This is a genomic window from Pantoea sp. UBA4549, assembly GCF_002387285.1.
Taxonomy (GTDB): Bacteria; Pseudomonadota; Gammaproteobacteria; order Enterobacterales; family Enterobacteriaceae; genus Pantoea; species Pantoea borealis.
The window spans coordinates 40,688-65,880 of sequence record NZ_DGLH01000011.1 but is presented as its reverse complement, the minus strand read 5'-3'; the positions used below and the strand labels follow the sequence as shown (position 1 = coordinate 65,880).

Here is a 25,193-nt window from a genome sequence, read left to right as displayed (position 1 = left end):
CAGACCGGGCTTATAAGCTAAAACAAGGGTTCTGAGTATACCTGCGCCACTTCGCATGTACAGTCGCGATGCGGGCAGAGATACGATTTGTGCGTCATTTTCCAAAAAAAATGTTCTAATCGCAAAATTCAGACAATGTTTATCGCGCTAAGCTTTAAAGCGACATGTTTCGTAATCTAAAAGCTGGCCGGGATAACTGGTAAGCGGCTGTTCATCGTGGAATAATTATTAACTATGAAGGGAAAAGCGCGCATTACACCCACAAGGACCCCTCACAACGGCCCGGCTGCTCAGCTGGTATTCCGCTGGTCCGCCCTCTCCCTCAGCCTGCTGTGTGCGGGTATGTTTTTGCTGCCCGTTACGGGTTACAGCGCTGACGACAACAAAGCGCAGTTAAAAACCATTCAGCAAAGTATCGCGGAAAAAGAGAAGCGCGTTAAAGCGCAGAAAACTGAGCGCAGTAAACTGCTCGATCAGCTCCGGAGTCAGGAGAAAATCATCGCGCAGGCGAGCCGTCAGCTGCGTGAGACGCGCAATAGCTTAAGCACGCTCGACAAAGAAGTGGCTCAGCTTACTGCCTCTATCTCCCGCCTTGAACAGCAGCAGACGCAGCAGGAAAGTCTGCTGTCACAACAGCTCGACGCCGCTTTCCGTCAGGGACAGCATAATGGTGTACAGCTGTTGCTGGGCGGCGCAGAAGCGCAGCGCAGCGAACGTATCCTAGCCTATTTTGGTTACCTCAACGCCGCGCGCCAAAAAAATATTGATGAACTGCGCCAGACCCGGCAGCAGCTGGCTGAACAGCGCCTGACCATGCAGAGCAAACAGCAGCAGCAAAAAAATCTGCTCGTTCAGCAGCAGGCGCAGCAAAGCAAGCTGGAAAACGCCAGCGCTGCCCGCAAAAAAACCCTCTCCGCGCTGGAAAACGCGCTGGAAAAAGATCAGGCAGATCTGGTTGAAATGCGCCAGAACGAAAGCCGTCTGCAGGATAAAATTGCCAGAGCAGAGCGCGAAGCGCGTCAGCGGGCTGAGCGTGAGGCGCGTGAAGCAGAGAAGGTTCGCCAGCGTCAGGCGCAGGCCAAAGCGAAAGGTTCCAGCTATGCCCCAACGCAGAGCGAGCGTGAGCTGATGGCGCGTACCGGCGGGCTGGGGCGCGCGGGCGGTCAGGCTTTCTGGCCAGTCCGCGGCAGAATTGAACACCGCTTCGGTGAATCGATGCAGGGTGAACTCCGCTGGAAAGGACTGGTGATTGACGCACCGGAAGGAACCGAAGTAAAAGCGATTGCGGATGGACGGGTACTGATGGCCGACTGGCTGCAGGGATACGGGCTGGTTGTGGTGCTGGAGCACGGTAAAGGCGACATGAGCCTGTACGGCTATAACCAGAGCGCCCTGGTAAGCGTTGGTGCACAGGTGAAAGCCGGTCAGCCGGTGGCGCTGGTAGGCACCAGCGGTGGCCGCGGTACGCCGTCGCTCTATTTTGAGATCCGCCGTCAGGGCAAAGCTGTTAACCCACTACCGTGGTTAGGAAGATAAGTGCTGTTTTTATCCCGAACGTTACCCGCTCTGCTGTGCGGCTCTCTTCTGAGCTTCAGCGCACACGCGGCAAAATTAGCGATTGTCATTGATGATTTTGGCTACCGTCCTGCTGAAGAGAACAAAGTGCTGGCGATGCCGGCGGCTATTTCCGTTGCCGTACTGCCCAATGCCCCGCATGCGCGCGAGATGGCCACTAAAGCCCATCAGCGCGGCCATGAAGTGTTGATTCACCTGCCAATGGCCCCGCTCAGCAAACAGCCGCTGGAAAAAGATACCCTGACCCCGGAGATGAGCAGCGACGAAATTGCCCGCATTATCCGTGAAGCCAGCGGTAAAGTTCCCTACGCGGTTGGCCTGAATAATCACATGGGCAGTAAAATGACTTCCAGCCTGGCCGGGATGCAGAAAGTGATGCAGGTGCTGAATCACTATAACTACTATTTTCTCGACAGCATGACCATCGGCAATAGTCAGGCCGTTGCGGCAGCACAGGGGACGCAGGTCAAAGTCGTAAAACGTCGCGTGTTTCTTGATGATAATCAAAATGAAGCGATGGTACGGCAGCAGTTTACCCGGGCGGTTAAGCTGGCACAGCGGGACGGGTCTGCTATCGCTATCGGCCATCCGCACCCGACAACCGTACGCGTCCTGCAGCAGATGCTACCTTCGCTTCCGGCTGATGTCACGCTGGTTACGCCAGGTCAGCTGCTGGATGAGCCGCTGCGTCACACCACAAAACCTGCCGCAGCCGTTCCGGCTAAACCCGCAAGCGCGCATTTCCGTGCGCCTGCCCTCTGTAAAGTCAGCGCCACGCCGGTACCGCAACAGCGGGCAGTGGAAATCATCGGCGAAGGTCTGATGCAGAATCCGTTCATGCTCAAACTGAAAGCGCTGTTTTAAATCAGTGGTGCGGGCGACCGCACCACTGACATTCACATTGCAGCCAGAAAGTTTATACTCTTGCCCGAAAACGCACTGCACAGAACAAGGACATCAGCAGGAATGACGCCGCATAAACAAAAAATTCTACTGCTTGATAATGGTCGCGAGTGGGGCGGCGGCACCAATAGCATGCTGGAATTGCTAAAGCGGATCGATCGTAACCAGTTCGATATCACCTGCTGCTTTTATCATAATTATTCGCGCGGCAATGACGAAACCATTGAACAGACTCTTGGATCGTTAGCCATCCCGGTGACGTTTATTCCGCAGCGCAGACAGCCTCTCTGGGCAAAAATCAGCAAAGAAATAGTCCGCACGCTGCTTTTTTTCAGCAAAGAGCGCAGAAAAAAAGCGGTTCATGTCGTGGATCGCCGGTGGCGCATTATTCCGAATGCACACAAGATTGGCGAGCTTCTGCAGGCAGGCCAGTTTGACCTGCTTTATATGAATAATCAGCCCAGTACCAATACTGAAGGCTATCTGGCAGCCCGCCCGCTTGAGATCCCGGTGGTGCAGCACTGCCGTATCGACCCGATGCTGAATCGTCAGCTGGTCACGATGCTGAACCGGGACTGTAAGGCAATTATCTGCGTTTCGCACGGCGTCAGTCATACCCTGCAGCGTCATGGCGTTCATCATCACCTCTGCCATACCGTCAGTAATGCCATCGATATTCACCAGCCGTTGCCCGATCGCACTGCTGTTCGACAGGCCCTGCAGATAGCACCTGAAACGTTTGTATTTGGCTCTATTGGTTCACTGATAGCGCGTAAAGCCAACCACCACACGCTGAGCGCGCTGGGCCGGTTTCATCGCCTCTACCCTCACGCTGACTGGAAAATGCTGATTGTAGGTGCCGGTCCGGAACAGGCTAATCTCGCACAACTGGCAGAAAAAGAGCAGATTGCTGGCCGCATCGTTTTTACCGGTTTTAAAAACAATGCGCTCGATTTTCTGGCAGCGTTTGACGCGTTTATACTGGCCTCGCAAAGTGAAGGTTTACCCCGCGTAGTGCTTGAAGCAATGCTGGTTAATACCGCTGTTATCGGATCGCGGGTGACCGGCACAGCTGAACTGATTGAACACAACCAGACCGGCCTGCTGTTTGAATATGGTGATATCGCGCAGCTGACACAGCAGCTGATTGCCCTGTGGGAAAACAAAGAATTACGTCAGAAATTAACTGACACTGCTGCCGGAAAGGTACGCGAACATTACGCTATTGATAACTATATTCAGGGCGTAGAAACGGTTCTGGCTAATGTTATTCAGGAAAAGAGTCATGCTTAATTTTTTTAATAAACGTTTCCGCCATATTCGCGCGCGTCACAATATTCCATACAGCGAGAGTCGCGTGCAGGGCACAATTCCGGTTACCTCCGTGGTGATCCCGTGTGCCGGTGAGGACTATATTGAAGAAGCGCTGCTCAGCGCCTGCTTTGCCAGCCGTTTTGCCACCAGCATCACGGAAATTGTTATCGTCAGCGACCAGCCCGCAACAAAATTTGGTGAACTGCCGGCAAAGACCCGTGTTGCGACGCTGACCATCCCGCATCGCGAAGAGAGCTACCGTTATAAACAGATTTACCGCAGCCGGCTGATTAAACTGCAGGCGCCTTTACAGGCCAGCGGTGATGCCGTTCTGATGATCGACTCTGACCTTAACCTGCTTAAAGACCCTGCCCTCAGCCTGCGGGAAGGTTATCTTTACTCCAGCTTCAGAGAAGGCAGAATGATTGCCAAACTGGAGAATGCAGCTGAAGAGCAGATCCCGGCTTACTATAAACCCGCCATCCGGCCCTATCTGGTTGACCATGTCAATGGCGCTTATCTGGCCGCCACGCGTCAGACCTGGAAGCGTATCTGTCCGCTGTGGCTGACGCTGTTTCAGGATACCTGGGAGCTGATGAATGACAATCAGCCACCCACCGATCAGCTGCCGCTCTCTGCGCTGCTGGATATGCTCGATCTGGTCACGGTCAACCTGGGCGAATGGGCAAACTGGCCGGTCTCCAAGCGCATCGGCGGGACCGCAGCGGTGATCCCGCCTGAGGTCATTGGCGCCCACGGCGGTTTTCCGTTAAGTGAATGGCAGAAGTACCTGCAGGACCCGGCACAGCCGCTGCAGTTTAAAGGTCAGGACTACACGCGCAAAGTACGCTACCTGACTGATGAAGAGAAAAAACGCAGCTGATATGACTCCGGCCCGCGGGCCGGAGTCCGGTCAATCCCAGCTCAGCACGACTTTCCCTGAGCGCCCGGAGCGCATTTCATCGAAACCCTGCTGAAATTCGTCGATATGATAGCGATGGGTGATCACTGGCGTGAGATCCAGTCCGGACTGGATCAGTGCCGCCATTTTGTACCAGGTCTCAAACATCTCACGGCCATAAATGCCTTTGATAAACAGGCCTTTGAAGATGACCAGATTCCAGTCGATCGCCATATCACCGGGTGGAATGCCCAGCAGCGCAATGCGCCCGCCGTGATTCATGGTTTCCAGCATCGTGCGGAAAGCTGCCGGTGCGCCTGACATCTCCAGTCCGACATCAAACCCTTCGGTCATACCGAGCTCCTGCATCACGTCGCGCAGATTCTCCTGCGCCACGTTAACGGCCCGGGTCACACCCATCCCGCGCGCCAGACTCAGACGGTAGTCATTCACGTCGGTGATCACCACGTGACGGGCACCCACATGCCTGCAGACGGCGGCGGCCATAATACCAATCGGCCCGGCGCCGCAGATCAGGACATCTTCACCTGGCAGATCAAATGACAGCGCAGTATGTACGGCGTTGCCGAACGGATCAAAGATGGCGGCCAGCTCGTCAGAAATGTTATCGGGAATTTTAAACGCATTGTACGCCGGGATAACCAGATACTCCGCGAAGCAGCCCTGCCGGTTTACCCCCACGCCCACCGTATTGCGGCACAGGTGCGTTCGCCCGGCCCGGCAGTTACGGCAGTGACCGCAGGTAATATGGCCCTCTCCGGAAACGCGATCGCCGATGGCGAAGCCTTTGACCTCCTGCCCCATGCCAACCACTTCACCGACATACTCATGTCCGGTGATCATCGGCACCGGAATGGTTTTGCGTGACCACTCATCCCAGTTGTAGATGTGAATATCCGTGCCGCAAATAGCGGTTTTGCGGATCTTAATCAGCAAATCGTTATGCCCGGGTTCCGGCACCGGCGCATCCCGCACCATCCAGATCCCCTCTTCAGCTTTCAGTTTAGCAAGTGCTTTCATTGTTCTGCTCCTGCGGCAATCACGCCCAGCTGCTGGCCCACGCGGATAAACGCGGCGATGGCCTGTTCCAGCTGCGCCTGCGTATGAGCAGCAGACATCTGCGTGCGAATGCGCGCTTCACCCTGCGGCACCACCGGATAGAAAAAGCCGGTGACGTAAATGCCTTCCTGCTGCAGCAGCGTGGCAAACTGCTGCGCCACGTTTGCTTCACCCAGCATCACCGGAATAATGGCGTGGTCAGCCCCGGCCAGCGTAAAGCCGGCAGCGCGCATTTTTTCGCGGAAAAAGCGTGCATTATCCCAGAGCCGCTGGCGCAGGCCGTCGCCCTCACTCAGCAAATCCAGCACCCGCAGTGAGGCAGAGACAATGGCCGGCGCCAGCGAGTTAGAAAACAGATAGGGGCGTGCACGCTGACGCAGCCACTCCACCACCTCTTTTTTCGCAGCCACGTAGCCGCCGGACGCGCCGCCCAGCGCTTTACCTAATGTCCCGGTGAGAATATCGACGCGATCCATCACGCCGCAGTATTCATGCGTACCGCGTCCGGCTGCGCCGACGACGCCCACCGCGTGAGAATCATCCACCATGACCAGCGCATCAAACTCCTCCGCCAGGTCGCAAATTCCCTGCAGGTTAGCAATCACGCCATCCATGGAGAACACGCCATCGGTGGCAATCATTATATGACGGGCACCCTTATCACGCGCCTCCTGCAGACAGGCACGCAGCGCCTGCATATCGTTATTGGCGTAGCGATAACGCTGTGCCTTGCACAGACGTATGCCATCGATGATGGACGCGTGATTCAGCGCATCGGAAACAATGGCATCCTCCGGCCCCAGCAGCGCCTCAAACAGGCCGCCGTTAGCGTCAAAACAGGAGGAGAACAGAATCGCCTCTTCCATACCAAGAAAGTCAGCCAGCTTACGCTCCAGCTGCTGATGCGTATCCTGCGTACCACAGATAAAGCGCACCGATGCCATACCAAAGCCGTGAGAATCCATACCCTCTTTGGCCGCCTGAATCAGCGCCGGATGGTTAGCCAGACCGAGATAGTTGTTAGCACAAAAGTTAATGACCGGGGCGCCGTGGTCGACGCTGATCTCTGCCTGCTGGGCCGACGTAATGCGGCGTTCCTGTTTGAACAATCCGTCCTGACGCGTTGTCTCAAGCTGCTGACGGATTTGCGAATAAAACTGACCGGACATGATTCTGCTCCTTAGATCGCCAATTACCGGGGCATCTTACTGAGCAAATGGTGTGCAGACGATATTTCAGCCAGCTAAATGTTCGTTTTGCAGCATAGTTCACGCCATGGCCAGCGTTTGTGCGATACGCCTCACGCATCTGGCTGTCCGGACAGGGCTGAAATGTTATGATGATAGGTATTCGTGCGTGAAACCTTCTGTTTCACCCTAACTGATTAAAGGCTAAGCATATGATTATCGTTACCGGCGGCGCTGGCATGATTGGCAGCAACATCGTTAAAGCGCTTAACGATCGCGGTCATAGCGACATTCTGGTCGTGGATAACCTGAAAGATGGCACCAAATTTGTGAATCTGGCGGATCTGAATATCGCCGATTATATGGATAAAGAAGAGTTTCTCTCTTACATCATGTCAGGCGAAGATCTGGGACCCATTGAAGCGGTCTTCCATGAAGGTGCCTGTTCAGCCACCACCGAGTGGGATGGCAAGTACATGATGGATAACAACTACCAGTACTCCAAAGATCTGCTGCATTTCTGCCTTGAGCGTGAGATCCCGTTTCTCTACGCCTCTTCTGCTGCGACGTATGGTGGCCGCAATGAGAACTTTATCGAAGAGCGCCAGTATGAAGAGCCGCTGAACGTCTATGGCTATTCAAAAATGCTGTTTGATCACTACGTGCGTCAGATTCTGCCTGAAGCAGATTCGCCGGTATGTGGTTTCCGCTATTTCAATGTGTATGGTCCGCGCGAAGGGCACAAAGGCAGTATGGCCAGCGTGGCATTTCATCTGAATACGCAAATCAGCAACGGCGAAAACCCTAAGCTGTTTGAAGGCAGCGACAGCTTCCGTCGTGATTTTATTCATGTAGATGATGTTGTTGCGGTGAACCTGTGGTGCTGGGAGAACGGCGTATCCGGTATCTATAACTGCGGCACCGGACGCGCAGAGTCGTTCCAGGAAGTGGCTGATGCCGTGCTTAAATTCCATCAGAAAGGCCAGATTGAGTACATTCCTTTCCCGGATAAGCTCAAAGGGCGTTATCAGGCATTTACCCAGGCCGATCTCACAAAACTGCGTGAAGCGGGCTATGACAAGCCCTTCAAAACCGTCGCACAGGGCGTAGGCGAATATATGGCCTGGCTGAATCGCAACGCATAAGGACACCCGCATCAGCGATGAAAATTCTGGTTATTGGCCCTTCCTGGGTCGGCGATATGATGATGTCGCAAAGTCTCTATCGCACTCTCAAGGTGGCGCATCCTGATGCGGTCATTGATGTTATGGCACCTGCCTGGTGCCGCCCGCTGCTGTCACGCATGCCGGAAGTGAATCAGGCGCTGGCGATGCCGCTGGGACACGGCGCGCTGGCGCTGGGCGAGCGCCGTCGTCTTGGCAAAACCCTGCAAGCCAGCGGTTACGACCGCGCTTACGTCTTGCCGAATTCATTTAAGTCGGCGCTGGTGCCGTTTTTCGCCGGCATTCCGCGACGTACCGGCTGGCGCGGTGAAATGCGCTACGGCGTGCTCAATGATGTGCGGGTACTGGACAAAGCGGCGTTTCCGCTGATGGTAGAGCGCTATGTTGCTCTGGCGTATGACACGCCGGTTACCTCAGCTGAGCAACTGCCGCAGCCTCTGCTCTGGCCGCAGCTGCGCGTAGAGGACGATGAAAAGCGCATGACAGCCGCGCAGTTTGGCCTCTCCGCCGATCGTCCGGTTATCGGCTTTTGTCCGGGCGCAGAGTTCGGGCCGGCGAAACGCTGGCCGCATTATCACTATGCCGCCCTGGCAGAACAGCTGATTGCAGAGGGCTACCAGGTCGTGCTGTTTGGCTCAGCCAAAGATCGCGATACCGGTGAGTCCATTCTGCAGGCGCTGCCTGATCCGTTACGCGCGCACGGTAAAAATCTGGCGGGCGAGACGCAGCTGGAGCAGGCGGTGATCCTGCTCGCCCATTGTCGTGCCGTGGTCAGCAACGATTCCGGTCTGATGCACATTGCAGCTGCGCTCAACCGGCCGCTGGTCGCGCTGTATGGCCCGAGCAGCCCGGACTTCACGCCGCCACTTTCCCGCCAGGCACGCGTTATCCGGTTGATCAGCGGCTATCACAAGGTGCGTAAAGGCGATGCCGCTGAAGGGTATCATCAGAGTCTGATCGACATCACGCCTGCGCGCGTGCATCAGACCCTGAGCGCGCTGCTGCAGCCGGCGCAGGAGCAGACATGCGCGTTTTAATCGTTAAAACCTCTTCGATGGGGGATGTCCTTCATACGCTGCCCGCGCTTACCGATGCGATGCAGGCACTGCCAGGCATACGCTTTGACTGGGTCGTCGAAGAAAATTTTGCTCAGATCCCCGGCTGGCATCCTGCTGTAGATAAGGTGCTGCCGGTCGCGATCCGGCGCTGGCGCAAACACTGGTTTGGCAGCCAGCAGCGCGAAGAGCGCGTCGCGTTTAAGCGCAATTTGCAGTCGCGCCAGTATGATGTGGTCATTGATGCACAGGGCTTAATTAAAAGCGCCGCACTGGTGACGCGTCTGGCAACCGGCACAAAACATGGCCTGGACAGCCGCAGCGCGCGCGAGCCTTTTGCCAGCTGGTGGTACGACAGGCGCCATGAGATCAGCAAGCAACAGCACGCCGTTGAGCGCACGCGCGAGCTGTTTGCGAAAAGTCTCGGCTATGAAAAACCCGCCACCCAGGGTGATTATGCCATTGCGGCACATTTTCTGACTCCCCGGCCCGCAACAGTACAGCCCTGGCTGGTGTTTTTACACGCCACAACCCGCGACAACAAACACTGGCCGGAAGCACACTGGCGTGAGCTGATTACGCTGCTGCAGCCGACCGGCCTGCAGATCAGGCTGCCGTGGGGCGCAATACATGAACAGCAGCGTGCGCAGCGGCTGGCGGAAGGCTTTTCCCATGTGGAAGTCTTGCCAAAACTGACGCTGGAACAGGTGGCTCAGCAGCTGGCCGGCGCGCGCGCGGTAGTCTCTGTGGACACCGGGCTCAGCCATCTGACCGCCGCACTGGACAGACCCAATATTACGCTGTTTGGTCCGACCGATCCGGGGCTGATTGGCGGCTACGGCAGAAACCAGCACGCGCTGCGCCCGGTTCAGGGTGACAGGATGGCAGATATCCAACCTGACACGGTGCTGGAGACGTTAAAGCAGGTGTTAGCATGAAGAAATTGCACATTATCAATTTAGGCAAAATGGGCGGCGTTGAACGGCTGTTTCTTCAGTACATCAATGATGTTTCTGACGGAAACGATGACGTTATCTGCATCAGTAATCAGATCGACCCGGATATTTTGCAGCAGATGCCCCGGCAGCACGTTACCTTTGCTAACCGGCTGTTTCCGCACTTTCCTTTAAAAAGCCCGCAGTTCCTGCGCAAGCATCTGCTGCAAAAACGCGTAAATGCCAGTAATGCCGATATGATTATTGTGTGGGATCTGGTTCCCCGGCTTACCGCTAAACCCCGCAAGGCGAAACTGGTTTATTACGATCACGGCTGTTCATGGCGTTATCCAAAGAACGGTAAAACGCTTGCGTTTATGGCCATGCTGGATGGGGTTATTTCAGCCTCCGGAGCGTCGTCCAGAGTAATGCAGCACCGTTTCAATCTGCCCTGCCTGCATAAAGTTGTGATTAACCGTCTGGTCACGCCTCAGGGAATCGATCCTGCAGTGCGGCAACTCCGCCAGCCGATCAGAATCGGAACCGCATCGCGTCAGGTTGGCCTGAAGGGGATCTCTGTTTCGCTTTTGATGACGAAAGAGCTGCTAACGCGCGGGCATAATGTCACGCTTGAAGTTGCCGGAAAAGGCCCCGATCGTGAAGCATTTGAAGATTTAGCGCAGCGGCTTGGCATATCAGAGCATGTCAGATTCAGCGGTTTTCAGCATAATATTGCCGACTTTTTCAATCGCGTTGATATTTATATGAGTACGCCAGTGACCGAGCCTTTTGGTCTGTCCTGTATGGAAGCCCTTTATTTTGGCGTACCTGTGATTTTCCCTTTTGTCGACGGGCAGCCTGAAGTGATTGCCGACAAAATTTGTGGCATTGGCTTATCACCCCGGGTTTCTTTAAGTGAACACCAGCAGCTTACGGGGATTGACGTTGACTTTCCTTATCAGGTATACGATCCGATAAAAGATGCCATGACTGAACCGATGCTGCTTTCTCATATCGATTGTGCCGATGCGTTTGAATTTCTGATACAAAAAGAGAACTATCAGGCATACAGTGAAAACGCTAAAAACTGGACAATGACTCACTTTGATTATGCGTATTTCAGAGATGAAATAGAAAGTTCCTTAAACGAAATTGCGAATATAAAAAATGCACATCAGTAATTACCTGGCAAGGCGCGAAGCCCCCCACGCTGCAATAAGTACCCTGATATTTTTTGGATGCGCAACGGCACTGCTCACCGCGCCCTTTGGCGGCAGCTTTGGCCGCAATGTATTTTATATAACCAGTTATATTGCTTTCATTGTCATAGCTACCCATGCCTTGTATTACGCTAAATTGCGAATAAATATCGCGTTACCTGCGGCCATGTTGCTGGTGGGCATCGCCAGTATCATCTGGACTGTGGTTTATAAGCAGCCAGGCGATTTTATCAGTCTCTATCGCCAGTATCAGTCAACGGGCCGCTTACAGATATCGGCCGCACTTATTCTCTTTTTTGTCTTAAATGATAAAAGTGACCTACGCAGCAAGGCTATTCTTGCCGCAATTCTGACTGGCCTGGCGGTTAATACCTATGCTATCTATCAGGGCGCATGGCTGCATCTGCGTCGCGTAGAGCTGAACTTTGACCGGGCGACTATGGCCGCCTATATCATCAGCGCTGTCAATTTAGTTTTCCTCAAGGCAATTTTACTGCAGAAAAATAAATTGAAGCTTTTCCTTTTTCCTGCGGCTTTTTTGTTTAGTTATCTTGCTATTATTCTGACCGGTACGCGCGCGGCAATGCTTGTTTTTCCTGTACTGGCCCTGATACTCATCTTATTTTCAAAAAATGTTATCAGCAGAAGCTATAAAGTTGCGCTTTTTGTCATTATTCCCGTACTTTTTATCGCAGGTTCGCTGATATTTAAAGACAAGATAGCTAATCGCATCGATGAGTTTCAGCAAAATATTGCGGATATGCATAAAAACCGCGGAGAAAATTCAGTTGTCTCCCGCTTAAGCATGCAGATTATCGCGCTGAAAACCGGCATACATTCCCCTGCGGGCCAGTCAGCAGAACATCGGGCTTTGCTGGCAAAACAGATTATTCAGCAACAGCCGCAGCTGTATGGCGCATTACCTTACCTGACTGTTCATATGCATAATGAAGTACTGGAAACCTTTTCGATAAAAGGGATAGCAGGCGCGCTGGCACTGGTGAACTTCTATATTATGCTGCTGGTTTATGCATTCAGACGTGGCGGAAATGCGCTTTTACTGACCCTGACGCTGGCGCTGATAGGTTATGGGCTAAGTGATGTGATTTTCTTTAGTACAGAATGTACCCTCATCTACTGTCTGACAATTATATTTGTTTTCTTCATGATGAAAGGTTCGCATCATCAGGAAAAACATCAATGACAAAATCGAGCCCGCCCGTTCTGAGCATCATTATCCCCTGCTTTAATGCAGGGGAGTTTATTCTTCCCTGCCTGCAGTCGCTGTTTACGCAGCTTGAACCTGATATTGAAGTCATCATTATTGATGATGGTTCAGAGGATAACTCAGCGGGCATAATTGGCACTTTTTTGCAGACCCAACAGCATGAAGCAGTGCTGTTTCTGCAGCAGAAAAACTGCGGCATTGCTGATACGCGTAATATCGGTCTGCAGCACGCCAGGGGAACGTTTGTCACATTTATCGATGCAGACGATATGATCAGCAGGCACTATATTGCTGTTATCAGGCCGCTGTTGCTGACTGATAATGATGATTTAATCGATTTCAACTATGCGCGTTTTGAACGACAGCCACCTGAGGAGATGGAAACCCTCGATGTGAAACGTATCGCCTATGACTTTCAGTCCTCGGGCGTGAACTGCCTTGAGCCTCTGTTTAAAAAATCGATGTGGCATTTGTGGAACCGGGTTTACCGTCGTGCTCTGCTGAGTGATGAACGTTTTGCATCGGGCAGGCGCTACGAAGATGTGATTTTTACACCTTTTATCTATTTCAAAACAGACAACATTGCGCATCTGGATAATACGCTTTATTTCTATCGCGATAATAAAAGCGGTATAACACGCAATGTCAGAAAAAGTGATATCGCCGATCTTACCTTTGCCATGCAGAAAATGCTCATCTGGGCAGAAAAGAAAGATAAAGCTCATCAGCGTCTGGCGTCATTTATGGTGCTGGACTGCTTTAATGAAATAAAGAGCATGTCGAAAATTGTCTACGGCTATTACTATTACGAGCACTCTACTCTCGCGCTTTTCCGCTCAGCGGCAGTGATTTGCCAGGGCAACTGCAGGACAAAAAAATATCTGCAGTTGCGCTTTCCTCAGGTTGATACCTTTTTCTCATACCTGAACGGCCTGTTCAGAAAGCGCCGCTCTGAAACGCATCAGCGTGCCTGACCTTTTTTATGTAAGGCATACTCGGTCAGCGTCATGCCCTGTACACGTGGCTGGAGCCAGATAAACAGCTGCTCCAGATCGCTGTACAGCCTGTCGATGTCCGCCTCAGTTTTAAATGTAGGGCTGCCGTCTGGCATGAACTCAGAAGAGTGAAGCATAAACTCGATATAATCACTGCCCTGATCGAGCGTCTGTGCGGCAACCTTTTTCATTTCATTCAGGTTGCCACCGGTCGGGCGCAGCCAGTTGACAGAAGGTCCGCGCGGCTTACCACGCAGCTGATTCCACGCCTTTTTGAACCGATTGGTCATTGGGCCATAGCGATACTGAATGCTCATGGGCAATTCAAGCAGCGGACTGTCGCCGGGCTTTGAGATATCGCTGGTGTCTATATAGTAAGCGCGATCGGGGAAGCGACTGTAGTCAGAGCCTCCGTTCCCCTGCGGGGCGCCGGATGAATGACGCCAGCTAACCCGCGGGGTGACGGAGCAGTCCACCAGATACCCGTTATCGATTAAGGCCTGAGCATACACTTCGTTAAAGGCCCAGCGGCCAGCGCGATGACTGGTCATTTTTTGCTGAAATGCCTTCTCCAGCAACGCCGTCATAAAAGCGACTTTATCGCGTAAAACGGCCTCGGGATACTCAATCAGATAGGGTTGATAACGCCAGTCGTCCTGCGTTAGTTTATATTCCGGTGGGCTATACCAGGCGTGAAGATGCATACCAATCTCCCCCTGTCCGCGGGCCAGCAAATCCCGCCCGAACTCCACATAGGCAGGGTCGCTCGCCATTTCGTAATTGGTCAGCCAGGTAGGCCTGAAGCCGTACTTTTCGCATAGCATCTGAAAGCGGGGCAGGAAACTGACGTTATGCGTTGTTACCTTTCCGCTGCGGTTGCGCCACAGGTTATCACCTTCAGTATCCAGGGTAATCAAAAAGGCAGGCTTTTCCATAACTTGTCCGGTATATTTCACTATTATCGTCACTATGTTACGCACCGTCCGTGGCAGGCGCAAACTTTTCCAGCGCAGCTGTCTGAGCCAGGGAAGAGCACTCCGGTGCTGGTTAAACCAGACCAGTCCGGATAAAAAGCAGGCTGAATTTATCTGTAGCGGCCAGCAGCACGCTGTTATGGCTGGATTTTTATATAATCCATGTGTTTTACGATAAATTGATCGTATCGGAAAGATAGCAGCGCAGTTTCATTAGCAAGCTGACAGGCAGGCAGAGGTATATAATTTGTCGAAACGCATTTTAATGGTGATCGATGGTTTGCCCGGTGGCGGCGCCGAAAAAGTCGTCTTAACGCTGGCTGAGGGTTTCGTTTCGCTGGGACACCGGGTCTCGATCTTCTCTCTGCGAAAAATTTGCGATTACCCTATTCCTGCAGGCGTGGATTATCAGGTGGTATGCGATCACAGCTCCCGTCCGTGGCGAAGAATGACAGAAACCGTGCGCCGTGCGCGGTTACTTGACGATGCGGTACGCCAGAGTGAAGCGCTGAACGGCAAATTTGATTTAATATTTTCGCATTTACATAAGACCGATCGTATTGTCAGACGGGCCCGCTCGCTGGATTCAGCGAAAACCTGGTACTGCCTGCACGGTGTTTTTTCTGCCTCCTATCTGGGCCGGAAAACAGGTTTTTCCCGCTGGCTGAAACAGATAAAAATACGTTACGTCTATCAGGGCCGACAGCTGGTGGGCGTATCGCAGCATGTTATTAATGATCTGGTAGAGAACGTCGGCGTCACACCGCGCCTGACCCGCGTTATTTTCAATCCTTTCGATTTTGAACAGCTCGACCGGCTGGCAGCTGAGCCCTGCCCGCTGGCGGGCCAGGATTATCTTGTCCACGTAGGACGTATTCATGAGGCAAAACGTCAGGACCGTTTGCTCGACGCCTATGCGCGTAGCGGCATAACGGCGCCTCTGATTTTGCTGGGACAGGGCAGCGCGAAACTCCTGGATGCGTTACGCCAGCAGGCGCGGGACTTAGGCATTTCAGAGCGCGTCCGTTTTGAAGGCTTTCAGCAAAACCCTTATCCGTGGATCCGCCATGCTCATATGCTGATTGTGAGCTCAGATAGCGAAGGGTTTGGTAATGTGCTGGTTGAAGCGTTGCATTGTGGCACGGCGGTGGTCAGTACACGCTGTCCCGGTGGCCCTGCTGAAATCCTGACCGGCCCACTGTCCCGGTGCCTGGCTGATATGAATGCCGCGTCGCTGGCAGAAAAAATGCACGATGTGTATACCAATCCCCCTGATTTGCAACATATCGATTTGAGCATTTATAGTCTGGCTAACATTTGTCAGCAATATCTGCAGCTGGATCCTGTAACAGAAAAATCATTTTCAAAGGCACGCCATGTTTCGAATTAAGACATCCCCACCGGGGTGCGGCCAGAATATGGGGATAATTGCTTGACCTACATTATTATATTTATCATTTTTTGCCCGATTAAATGGGTAATGAAGCTGTTTCAGTCGCGTAGCGGAAAAAACCTGGTGATTCAGACCGCCAAGATAGGCGATTTTATTAATATCACTCCATTGCTAACGCATCTGGGAAAAAGCGATGCGCTGCTGAGCAAGAGTGTTGCGCCGCTCGCCAGCCATGACGCCACCCTTGAACACATCTGGTATATCGAAGAGTATCGTTCCGGCCTGCTTAAAAAGCTCAAATTAGTCTGGCATTTGCTCAATCGCTACGACAATGTATATCTGCTGCACCCGACTAACCTGAATCTGTTTATTGCCGCCTGCTGCAATGCGGGTAATAAACAGTTTCTCTCCAGCTATCGCCGTAAGGGGTATCAGAATCTTTTCTATTACACTGCAAGCGGCGAGGTGCAGCATGAGAAAAATACGCTGACCCTTGAAAACTATCTGAAGTTAGCCGACCGCACTTTCACTAAAGAGAGCTACCCTAAACACGCGACGCTGCCGCTATGGCAACCTGATGCCCTGCCGGCAGAGATTACAGCGTGTGCAGGAACACGCATCGGTATCAGCGTAACCGCCGGTAATCAGGCAAAAACCATTCCGCCTGCTATCTGGCAACGCCTGTTTGACCACCTGAGCGATCTTCACTGCACCTTTTTTGCTTTCGGTGCACCGAATGAACAGTCGCGCGTTCAGGAGTTGTTCAAAATAGCGGGGCATCGCGATAACCTGATCAGTCTGGTGGGGAAAGTATCACTGGAAGCCCTGCCGGCCGTTATCAGCGAAATGGATTTCTATATCGCTTCCGATTCTGGCAATGTGTACATTGCCGATGCGCAGCGGGTACCGGTTATTCTGATTTATGGCCCCTGCTGTGTAGAGGAGCAGAGACCGCTGGGCGATGTGCTGCTGATTGGTCCCGACCATATCGCGCCCTCATCTTTTGTCTTTGATGCGCAATATGAATTCGCGCATCCGGTTGAACAGCTTTTCAGCCTGGATCAGCGTAAGCTGAGCGATATCCACGACTTTATTCGCACCCGACAGCAGCAGCGTCTGGCGCGCCGAAACAATGAAATGACCTCATGACAGCCCAGCCAGAAAATTCCGCACCATTACTCAGTCTTATCATTCCGATGTTCAATGCCGGCACTGAATTTACTGCCTGCCTTGAGGCGCTGTTAGCGCAGACGCTGACCAGCCTTGAGATTATCATTGTCGATGATGGCTCAACCGACGGTTCCGGCGAGCAGGCGGACGCTTACGCCGCACGTTATCCGCACATCCGCGTGATCCATCAGGCCAACGGTGGCGTGTCACGGGCAAGAAATGCCGGTCTGGCCATTGCACGCGGTAAGTACGTCAGCTTTCCCGATGCCGATGACACCATGGATGCGGCAATGTATCAGACGCTGGTGGAGATGGCAGAGCGCGATGAGCTGGATGCGGCGCAATGCAATGCCGAGTGGTATTTCAAAGCGAGCCAGCGTACCAGACCGCTTATTCCTCTTGAGCGCCTTACCAGCACCGCGGTGCTGAGCGGTCCTGAGTGGCTTAACACCGCGCTTAAAACGCGGCGTTACATGCACGTTGTCTGGCTGGGCATCTATCGCCGTGAGCTGATTACGCGCTGCAATCTGCTGTTTGAGCCCGGCCTGCATCATCAGGACATTCCCTGGACCACTGAATTTATGTTTAACGCAACGCGCGTGCGTTATACCGATCGCGTGCTTTATCGCTATTACATGCATGATGCCTCCATCAGCAACCGCAAACGCACCGGCCAGCGCAACGTAGAGTATCAGCGTCACTACCTGAAAATTGCCCGGATGCTGGAGGAGCTGAACCAGCGTTATCGCCGCCGTATCCGCATCTATCCGGTCTTTCACTACCAGATCACGCATGAAGCGCTTAGCGTCTGTCACGCTATCCGGCGCGAACCTGAAGCAGATGCGCGACAGGCGATGCTGGCCGATCTGTTCAGTACAGGGACGCATAAACGTATGCTGCGCAACGCGCGCGGCCTGAAGCAGTGGTATCAGCTGCTGCTGTGGCTGAGCCGTATTTACCGATGGCGCCAGAAATAAGCACCACTGCTCGCTTTAACCCCTTTCGGGTTTGCCCTACAATCGGCTCACTGAATCCTGAGATCAATAAGTATGGCAAGCCCGATTCCAGCCCGGTTCACACCACAATCTATTTTAGTGATCAAACTGCGTCATCATGGTGACATGTTGCTGACAACACCTGTCATCAATGCGCTGCGCGCGCGTTATCCTGATGCGCATATCGATGTTCTGCTCTACAAAGAAACCCGGCCGATGCTGGAAGCGCATCCGGCAATTCGGCAGCTGCATATTATCGATCGCAGCTGGAAAAAAGAGGGCAGCTTACAGAAACTGCGCCATGAACTGGCGCTACTCTCCGCCGTGCGCGCCTGCCGCTACGATCTGGTGGTCAACCTGGCCGATCAGTGGCGCAGTGCCATTATTACCGGCCTGTCGGGTGCCGCAGTGCGTATCGGCTTTGCCTACCGCAAACGTGATAACGCCTTATGGCGCTGGTGCCACAATCAGCGGGTACCTACAACGCAGCATCATCAGCTGCATACGGTCGAGCAAAATATGAGCGCGCTGGCGCCGCTCGGTATCGACGTAACGGACGCAGTTGCGTCAATGCATTTCAGCGAGGCGGATCGACAGAAAGTAGCTGCTTTGCTGGCGCAGCAGCAGATCGCCGGCCCGTTTATTGTGCTGCAGCCTACGTCGCGCTGGGTATTTAAATGCTGGGACGATGAAAAGATGGCGCAGCTGATCGCGGCGCTCTCTGATGAAGGGCACACCCTGGTACTGACTGCTGCACCGGATAAAAAAGAGCTGGCGATGATAGCGCATATTCAGTCGCTCTGTTCCACCTCACGCGTGGTGTCACTCGCAGGCCAGCTGTCACTGCCGCAGCTGGCTGCGCTGATCGACGCGGCGCAACTGTTTATTGGTGTCGACTCTGCGCCGATGCATATGGCAGCGGCTCTGGATACGCCCTGCCTGGCGCTGTTTGGGCCGACGAAGCTGCAGCACTGGCGCCCGTGGGGCAATAATAACCGGGTGATCTGGGCGGGTGATTATGCACCGCTGCCGTCGCCCGACTCGATCGATACCCGCACGGAGCAGCGCTATCTTTCCGCGATTCCGGTCGCCGATGTGCTGACCGCTGCAAGGAGCTATTTGCATGAATAAAATACGTCTGGCTATCGTCCGGCAGAAATATCGTCCGGACGGCGGGGCCGAACGCTTTATTTCACGCGCGCTGGAGGCGCTGGATAGCGAGCAGCTGGATCTCAATATCATTACCCGCAGCTGGCAGGGCACGCCCAATCCCGCCTGGCATCTGCACATCTGCAATCCGGTAAAGTTTGGCCGTATCTCCCGCGAGCGCGGCTTCGCACGTGCAGCACGCGCCTGCTGGGAGCGGGAGCAATTTGACCTTGTTCAGAGCCACGAGCGCATCGCCGGGTGCGATATTTTTCGTGCCGGTGACGGCGTACATCGGGTCTGGTTAGAGCAGCGCTCGCGCATTGTCTCCCCGTGGCAGCGTCTGAGCGCCACCCTCAGCCCTTATCATCGCTATGTGCTGCAGGCTGAAGCGGAGATGTTTAATGCTCCGTCGCTCAAAGCGGTGATCTGTAATTCAGAGATGGTGAAGCGGGATATCCTGCGCCATTTCACGCTGGATGCCGGCAACATTCATGTGATCCACAATGCTATTGACAGCAAACGCTTTCAGCCCGCGACACCCAGCCTGCGCCATGCGGCACGCCAGCAGCTGCGGCTGCCGCAGGACGCTCATGTGCTGATCTACGTCGGCTCCGGTTTTGAGCGCAAGGGGCTGAAAGCGGCGATCGAAGCTGTCGCACAAACCGATCGCTACCTGATTGTGGTAGGCCAGGATAAGCAGCTGTCGCGCTATCAGCAGCTGGCAAACCAGCTTAACTGTCTCGACCGTCTGCGCTTTGCCGGTGTCCAGCAGGATGTGCAGCCGTTCTATCACGCCGCCGATGCGCTGCTGCTGCCAACGCTGTACGACCCGTTTCCTAATGTAGTGCTGGAAGCAATGGCCTGCGGACTGGCGGTGATCACCAGCACCGGCTGCGGCGGGGCAGAGTTTATCCGCAACGGTGAAGAGGGCTTTGTCTGTGATGCGCTGGATATCCGCGCGTTGAAAGAGGCGGTGCTGGCGGTGCCTGCGCTGTCAGTCGACAACCGCATGGGTGCGGCCGCCCGCCGCCGGGTGGAACCTTACGGGCCTGAGCGGCTGGCAGCTGCGCTGACCTCACTCTATCAGCATGTGCTGAGCCAGCGCTGACGAAGTGATGTGAGCAGGCGGTGAATTTCTGATAGTATGCCGCCTTTCTCCGGTTTTTTGACGCGAATATGTCGTAACGATAACTATGACGACTCTGTATACCGCCCTGCTCTATCTGATTCAGCCATTTATCTGGCTGCGCCTGTGGCTGCGCGGTCGTAAAGCGCCGGCCTATCGTAAACGCTGGGCAGAGCGGTATGGCTACTGCACCGGCAAGGTTGAGCCGCACGGTATCGTGCTGCATTCAGTATCGGTAGGTGAAACGCTGGCTGCAGTACCGCTGGTGCGGGCGCTGCGCCATCGCTATCCGTCCCTGCCTATCACCGTGACCACCATGACGCCCACCGGCTCAGAACGCGCACAGTCCGCGTTTGGTAAAGATGTGCACCATGTTTACCTGCCTTACGATTTGCCCGGTGCCATTAACCGTTTTCTGGATACGGTCGATCCGCGCCTGGTGATCATCATGGAAACCGAGCTGTGGCCAAATATCATTCGCATCCTGCACCAGCGCGACATTCCGCTGGTTATCGCCAACGCCCGTCTCTCCGAGCGTTCCGCCCGCGGCTATAAAAAGCTGGGCGGTTTTATGCGCGATCTGCTGCAGAGCATCACCCTTATTGCGGCGCAGAATAGCGAAGATGGCGATCGCTTTCTTAGCCTGGGCCTGAAACGATCGCATCTGGCGGTCACCGGCAGCCTGAAATTTGATATCTCCGTGACGCCAGAGCTGGCGGCCAGAGCCGTTACGCTGCGGCGTCAGTGGGCATCGCGCCGCCCGGTCTGGATTGCGACCAGCACGCACGAAGGTGAAGAAGCCATTGTGCTGGATGCGCATCGCCAGCTGCTGCAGCAGTTTCCCGATCTGCTGCTGATTCTGGTCCCGCGTCACCCCGAACGTTTTAAAGATGCGTGCCATCTGACGCAAAAGCGCGGTTTTACTTTTACCCTGCGCAGCAGCGGTGCGGTTCCTTCTGCCGATACAGAAGTGGTGATTGGCGATACTATGGGTGAGCTGATGCTGCTGTATGGCATCGCCGATCTCGCCTTTGTCGGCGGTAGCCTGGTTGAACGCGGCGGTCATAACCCGCTGGAGCCTGCCGCGCATGCCATCCCGGTGCTGATGGGACCGCACACCTGGAACTTCAAAGATATCTGCGCCAAATTACAGCAGGCTGAAGGGCTGATCACAGTCAGCGATGCCGCTGCACTGGAAAAAGAGGTCGCCAACCTGCTGCAGGATGATGACTATCGTCGCTATTATGGCCGTCACGCCGTTGAAGTTTTACATCAGAATCAGGGCGCGCTGCAGCGCCTGCTGCAGCTGCTGGAGCCTCATCTGCCACCGCGAGCACACTAATTTATGTCACAACGCCAACGTCTTTCGGTCGTGATGATCGCCCGGAATGAAGCTGAACTTCTGCCTGATGCGCTGGCATCCGTTGCCTGGGCCGATGAAATTATCCTGCTTGATTCAGGCAGCAGTGACGCCACGGCAGAGATTGCCCGGGCGCAGGGTGCGCAGGTCTATGAAGCCCCGCCGTGGGCAGGCTATGGCAAACAGCGCCAGCGCGCGCAGGCCTTCGCCACCGGAGAGATGATCCTGATGCTGGATGCTGACGAGCGCGTGACCCCGGCACTGCGCCACGCCATTGAACAGGTGCTGTGCCAGCCGCCTTCTGCCACGGTCTATAGCCTCAGCCGCAGCAATTTTTTCCTCGGCCGTTTCATGCGTCACAGCGGCTGGTATCCGGATCGCGTGATGCGCCTCTATCCGCGCCATCTCAGCTATAACGACAATCTGGTGCATGAGTCGCTGGAAACGCAGGGTGCGCCTGTAGTGACGCTGCCCGGCGATCTGGCACACCTTACCTGCCGCGATCTGATAACGTTTCAGCGTAAACAGATGAACTATGCCGAAGCCTGGGCGCAGGAGCGTTTTCAGCGCGGCAAGCGCTGCGGTCTGTTCGCCATTTTCTCTCATACGCTGGGGGCTTTTGCCAAAACGCTGCTGCTGCGTGCCGGCTTTCTTGATGGTAAACAGGGCTGGATCCTGGCAGTGGTTAACGCGCAGTATACGTTCAATAAATATGCCGCGCTCTGGGCGCTGCACCATACTTCTGCACAAGGTCGCGTATGAGTACGAAAGCGATATATCCCGGCACGTTTGACCCGATGACGCTCGGACACCTTGATATCGTCACGCGCGCGGCCCGCATGTTTGATCGGCTGGTGGTGGCGATTGCCGCCAGCCCCGGTAAGAAACCGCTGTTTACGCTGGATGAACGCGTCGATTTAGCGCGTCAGGCCACTGCACATCTGACTAACGTTGAGGTGGTGGGCTTTAACGAGCTGATGGCTGATTTTGCCCGGGCGCAGCAGGCGAACGTGCTGGTACGCGGCGTGCGGGCGGTGGCTGACTTTGAGTATGAATCACAGCTGGCACAGATGAATCGTCACCTGCTGCCCGCGCTGGAGACGGTGTTTCTGCTGCCGTCGCAGGGCTTCTCGTTTGTGTCATCATCGCTGGTAAAAGAGGTGGCGCGTCACGGCGGCGACGTGCAGGCATTCCTGCCTGCCGTCATTCATCAGGCGCTGCTGACCAGACTGCAGCAGCCGTGATCAGTGCTGGCAGTGCGGACACCAGAAGGTGCTGCGCTGTCCATGCCGGCCGCTGAGGATCGGCGTGCCGCAGGCGCGGCAGGGCTCGCCGGCGCGGCCATAGACCTGCAGCTGCTGGGCAAAATAGCCTGGCTTACCGTCAGTCTGTAAAAAGTCGCGCAGCGTGGTGCCTCCCTGCTCAATGGAGCGCAGCAGCACCGCTTTTATTGTGTCCGCCAGCAGCGTGGTTTCCGCTTCACTCAGGCTTCCCGCCGCCCGATCCGGCAGTATACCGGCGGTAAACAGCGACTCACTGGCGTAAATATTGCCTACCCCGACCACAATCTTGTTGTCCATCAGCCACTGCTTGATGGCGGTACGCTTGCCGCGCGATCGGGTAAACAGATAGTCACCGCTGAAGGCGTCACTCAGCGGCTCCGGTCCGAGATGAGACAGCACGCTGCTGGCTGCCGGATCGGCGCTCCAGAGCCACGCACCAAAACGTCGGGGATCGGTATAGCGCAGCACTTTGCCGTTACTCATGACCAGATCGACGTGGTCATGCTTTTCAGCCGGCTGTTCACCGGGCAGAATGCGCAGGCTGCCGGACATGCCGAGATGAATGATGATCCAGCCATGCGGCAGCTCCAGCAGCAGATACTTTGCCCGCCGCTGCACGCTCAGCACCGGCTGATCGCTCAGAGCATGGATTTCACTGGAAACCGGCCAGCGCAGGCGCGCATTGCGCACAATAGCGTGCAGAATGGTTTCCCCCACCAGGTGAGGCTCAATACCGCGTCGGCTGGTTTCTACCTCAGGTAATTCAGGCATCGCATCTCCTCAACGTGTTGACATAGCGCACAAACAAAAAACCCGGCCGGAGCCGGGTTTTTCGCAAGAACACCAAAATTACTTAATTTTGGCTTCTTTGTAGATCACGTGCTGACGTACAACCGGATCGAACTTTTTCAGTTCCAGTTTCTCAGGTTTAGTACGCTTGTTCTTCGTGGTGGTATAGAAGTGACCTGTACCAGCAGAGGAAACCAGCTTGATCTTCTCACGAATACCTTTAGCCATGATTCAGTTCCTTAGTACTTCTCACCACGGGCGCGGATTTCGGCCAGAACCGTATCGATGCCCTTTTTATCAATAACACGCATACCTTTAGCAGATACACGCAGAGTAACGAAGCGCTTCTCGCTCTCAACCCAGAAACGGTGAGAGTGCAGGTTCGGCAGGAAACGGCGTTTCGTCGCGTTCATTGCGTGGGAACGGTTGTTACCGGTCACCGGACGCTTTCCAGTTACCTGGCAGACTCGTGACATTTCTATTCTCCAAAAATCAAATCAGCTCGAGCTTTAAAAACATAGGTTTTGGCCGCCTCGTCAGGCCTTAGCCCGCCAGGCGAGTTCCATGTGAACCCGCTAAGCTGGCCCAAACGCCAAACCCGAGATTCTCAAAGGTGGCGTAGTATACGCCGCTCAGCTCAAGTGCTCAAGTCCCGAACAGATAAAGATCCCTCTGGATCGTGCAAAAACGCCGCATTTTTGCCCGGTTGAGGCGCAAAACTATAGCCAGCCGCGCTCGGCGAATGAGGTAAACTCGCCGTGACCGATCACCAGATGGTCCAGCAGGCGGATACTCAGCAGCGCACAGGCCTGAGCAATTTTTGTGGTGATCTCGCGATCGGCACGGCTGGGATCAGCCTGTCCCGAAGGATGATTGTGCGCCAGAATCACCGCCGCAGCGTTGAGTTTCAGCGCCTCCCGCACAATTTCACGCGGATGCACCTCTACGCTGCTGATTGAGCCGGCAAACATCTTCTGCGCCTGCAGTACACGATGCTGGTTATCAAGAAACAGCACCATAAAAATTTCCCGCTTCTCATGCGCGAGCACGCTTTGCAGATAGTGACGCGTGACCTGCGGATTCTCCATCACATTTTCCCGCGCCAGCTGGCTGGCAAAAAAACGCCGTCCCAGCTCTGCTATCGCGTGCAGCTGGGTCAGCTTTGCTCTGCCAACGCCTTTAATCAGGCTCAGTTCGCGCTCGCTGGCGGTCATGATGCGGTAAAGTGAGCCAAACTCATTGAGCATCTGCCGGGCCAGCGCCATAACGCTGACGCCGCGCGTACCGGTACGCAGAAAGATGGCCAGCAGTTCAGCATCACTTAGCGCTTCTGCGCCCGCCTGTATCAGTTTTTCCCGTGGTGCCAGTTTATTCATT

The 25,193-nt window shown here is 54.5% G+C and carries 25 protein-coding genes; 18 read left to right on the top strand and 7 right to left on the bottom strand.

Annotated elements, in window-relative coordinates:
• Window positions 1–234 precede the first annotated feature (234 nt).
• The 4 genes from envC (at window position 235) to B3041_RS11605 (ending at window position 4,675) form a co-directional block, all read left to right on the top strand.
• On the top strand, window positions 235–1,536 hold the full coding sequence (gene envC / locus B3041_RS11620; RefSeq protein ID WP_065648432.1) for a murein hydrolase activator EnvC: 1,302 nt from the start codon (window positions 235–237) through the stop codon (window positions 1,534–1,536).
• 3 nt (window positions 1,537–1,539) lie between these two features.
• Complete coding sequence (locus B3041_RS11615) at window positions 1,540–2,439, top strand: divergent polysaccharide deacetylase family protein (protein ID WP_292974302.1); 900 nt, start codon at window positions 1,540–1,542, stop codon at window positions 2,437–2,439.
• Window positions 2,440–2,541: 102 nt separating this feature from the next.
• Window positions 2,542–3,771 (top strand): glycosyltransferase, encoded by a 1,230-nt coding sequence (locus B3041_RS11610; protein ID WP_292974263.1) that lies wholly within the window; start codon window positions 2,542–2,544, stop codon window positions 3,769–3,771.
• Window positions 3,764–4,675, top strand: a complete 912-nt coding sequence (locus B3041_RS11605; protein WP_292974261.1) for a glycosyltransferase family A protein — start codon at window positions 3,764–3,766, stop codon at window positions 4,673–4,675. The genes B3041_RS11610 and B3041_RS11605 overlap by 8 nt, the downstream gene beginning before the upstream one ends.
• Window positions 4,676–4,705: 30 nt before the next feature.
• Here the strand turns inward: B3041_RS11605 and tdh are convergent, their stop codons facing one another.
• Window positions 4,706–5,734: an L-threonine 3-dehydrogenase gene (tdh, locus tag B3041_RS11600; RefSeq protein WP_065648429.1), complete on the bottom strand. Its 1,029-nt coding sequence runs from the start codon at window positions 5,732–5,734 to the stop codon at window positions 4,706–4,708.
• Window positions 5,731–6,942, bottom strand: a complete 1,212-nt coding sequence (locus B3041_RS11595; RefSeq protein ID WP_065648428.1) for a glycine C-acetyltransferase — start codon at window positions 6,940–6,942, stop codon at window positions 5,731–5,733. The genes tdh and B3041_RS11595 overlap by 4 nt, the downstream gene beginning before the upstream one ends.
• A gap of 230 nt (window positions 6,943–7,172) precedes the next feature.
• Between B3041_RS11595 and rfaD the strand changes: the two genes are divergently transcribed.
• Genes rfaD through B3041_RS11565 form a run of 6 tightly spaced genes read left to right on the top strand, consistent with a single transcriptional unit; the run spans window position 7,173 to window position 13,556 of the window.
• Window positions 7,173–8,105 (top strand): ADP-glyceromanno-heptose 6-epimerase, encoded by a 933-nt coding sequence (rfaD, locus tag B3041_RS11590; protein ID WP_065648427.1) that lies wholly within the window; start codon window positions 7,173–7,175, stop codon window positions 8,103–8,105.
• A 17-nt stretch (window positions 8,106–8,122) separates the two neighbouring features.
• Window positions 8,123–9,181 carry an ADP-heptose--LPS heptosyltransferase RfaF gene (gene rfaF / locus B3041_RS11585; protein ID WP_292974258.1) on the top strand — a complete coding sequence of 353 codons (1,059 nt, stop codon included), beginning with the start codon at window positions 8,123–8,125 and terminating at the stop codon, window positions 9,179–9,181.
• Window positions 9,169–10,137: a lipopolysaccharide heptosyltransferase RfaC gene (gene rfaC, locus B3041_RS11580; RefSeq protein WP_065648425.1), complete on the top strand. Its 969-nt coding sequence runs from the start codon at window positions 9,169–9,171 to the stop codon at window positions 10,135–10,137. Before rfaF ends, rfaC begins: the two co-directional genes overlap by 13 nt.
• Window positions 10,134–11,315, top strand: a complete 1,182-nt coding sequence (locus B3041_RS11575) for a glycosyltransferase (RefSeq protein ID WP_292974256.1) — start codon at window positions 10,134–10,136, stop codon at window positions 11,313–11,315. Before rfaC ends, B3041_RS11575 begins: the two co-directional genes overlap by 4 nt.
• Window positions 11,302–12,558 carry an O-antigen ligase family protein gene (locus tag B3041_RS11570; protein WP_292974254.1) on the top strand — a complete coding sequence of 419 codons (1,257 nt, stop codon included), beginning with the start codon at window positions 11,302–11,304 and terminating at the stop codon, window positions 12,556–12,558. The genes B3041_RS11575 and B3041_RS11570 overlap by 14 nt, the downstream gene beginning before the upstream one ends.
• Entirely contained in the window at window positions 12,555–13,556 is a 1,002-nt protein-coding gene (locus B3041_RS11565; protein WP_292974252.1) for a glycosyltransferase family 2 protein, read from the top strand. Before B3041_RS11570 ends, B3041_RS11565 begins: the two co-directional genes overlap by 4 nt.
• Here B3041_RS11565 and B3041_RS11560 read toward each other — a convergent pair.
• Entirely contained in the window at window positions 13,544–14,512 is a 969-nt protein-coding gene (locus B3041_RS11560; protein ID WP_292974250.1) for a deacetylase, read from the bottom strand. The two genes, B3041_RS11565 and B3041_RS11560, sit on opposite strands and share 13 nt — an antisense overlap.
• Before the next feature lie 304 nt (window positions 14,513–14,816).
• On the opposite strand from B3041_RS11560, the gene B3041_RS11555 reads away from it, so the two are divergent.
• The 8 genes from B3041_RS11555 to coaD all read left to right on the top strand — a co-directional run bounded on the left by B3041_RS11555 (window position 14,817) and on the right by coaD (window position 22,988).
• Window positions 14,817–15,941, top strand: a complete 1,125-nt coding sequence (locus tag B3041_RS11555) for a glycosyltransferase (protein WP_065648420.1) — start codon at window positions 14,817–14,819, stop codon at window positions 15,939–15,941.
• Window positions 15,942–15,983: 42 nt separating this feature from the next.
• Window positions 15,984–17,093, top strand: coding sequence for a glycosyltransferase family 9 protein (locus B3041_RS11550; RefSeq protein ID WP_065648419.1), 1,110 nt, complete (start codon window positions 15,984–15,986; stop codon window positions 17,091–17,093).
• Window positions 17,090–18,091, top strand: a complete 1,002-nt coding sequence (locus tag B3041_RS11545; RefSeq protein ID WP_075050716.1) for a glycosyltransferase — start codon at window positions 17,090–17,092, stop codon at window positions 18,089–18,091. Before B3041_RS11550 ends, B3041_RS11545 begins: the two co-directional genes overlap by 4 nt.
• 72 nt (window positions 18,092–18,163) lie before the next feature.
• Window positions 18,164–19,240: a putative lipopolysaccharide heptosyltransferase III gene (gene rfaQ / locus B3041_RS11540; RefSeq protein WP_065648418.1), complete on the top strand. Its 1,077-nt coding sequence runs from the start codon at window positions 18,164–18,166 to the stop codon at window positions 19,238–19,240.
• Window positions 19,233–20,366, top strand: coding sequence for a glycosyltransferase family 4 protein (locus B3041_RS11535; RefSeq protein ID WP_292974246.1), 1,134 nt, complete (start codon window positions 19,233–19,235; stop codon window positions 20,364–20,366). Before rfaQ ends, B3041_RS11535 begins: the two co-directional genes overlap by 8 nt.
• Before the next feature lie 85 nt (window positions 20,367–20,451).
• The gene (waaA, locus tag B3041_RS11530; RefSeq protein ID WP_065648416.1) at window positions 20,452–21,726 is read left to right on the top strand and encodes a lipid IV(A) 3-deoxy-D-manno-octulosonic acid transferase; all 1,275 of its coding nucleotides are present in this window, start codon (window positions 20,452–20,454) and stop codon (window positions 21,724–21,726) included.
• Between the two features lie 3 nt (window positions 21,727–21,729).
• Window positions 21,730–22,506: a glycosyltransferase family 2 protein gene (locus B3041_RS11525; RefSeq protein ID WP_292974244.1), complete on the top strand. Its 777-nt coding sequence runs from the start codon at window positions 21,730–21,732 to the stop codon at window positions 22,504–22,506.
• Window positions 22,503–22,988: a pantetheine-phosphate adenylyltransferase gene (gene coaD / locus B3041_RS11520; RefSeq protein ID WP_065648414.1), complete on the top strand. Its 486-nt coding sequence runs from the start codon at window positions 22,503–22,505 to the stop codon at window positions 22,986–22,988. Before B3041_RS11525 ends, coaD begins: the two co-directional genes overlap by 4 nt.
• Here the strand turns inward: coaD and mutM are convergent, their stop codons facing one another.
• From mutM to radC, 4 genes are all read right to left on the bottom strand, one after another.
• Window positions 22,989–23,798 (bottom strand): bifunctional DNA-formamidopyrimidine glycosylase/DNA-(apurinic or apyrimidinic site) lyase, encoded by an 810-nt coding sequence (mutM, locus tag B3041_RS11515; protein ID WP_292974242.1) that lies wholly within the window; start codon window positions 23,796–23,798, stop codon window positions 22,989–22,991. It lies immediately after the preceding gene.
• Between the two features lie 78 nt (window positions 23,799–23,876).
• The gene (gene rpmG, locus B3041_RS11510) at window positions 23,877–24,044 is read right to left on the bottom strand and encodes a 50S ribosomal protein L33 (RefSeq protein WP_001051798.1); all 168 of its coding nucleotides are present in this window, start codon (window positions 24,042–24,044) and stop codon (window positions 23,877–23,879) included.
• An 11-nt stretch (window positions 24,045–24,055) separates the two neighbouring features.
• The gene (rpmB, locus tag B3041_RS11505; RefSeq protein WP_010616494.1) at window positions 24,056–24,292 is read right to left on the bottom strand and encodes a 50S ribosomal protein L28; all 237 of its coding nucleotides are present in this window, start codon (window positions 24,290–24,292) and stop codon (window positions 24,056–24,058) included.
• A gap of 243 nt (window positions 24,293–24,535) precedes the next feature.
• Window positions 24,536–25,192, bottom strand: a complete 657-nt coding sequence (gene radC, locus B3041_RS11500) for a RadC family protein (RefSeq protein WP_065648412.1) — start codon at window positions 25,190–25,192, stop codon at window positions 24,536–24,538.
• Window position 25,193: the final 1 nt, after the last annotated feature.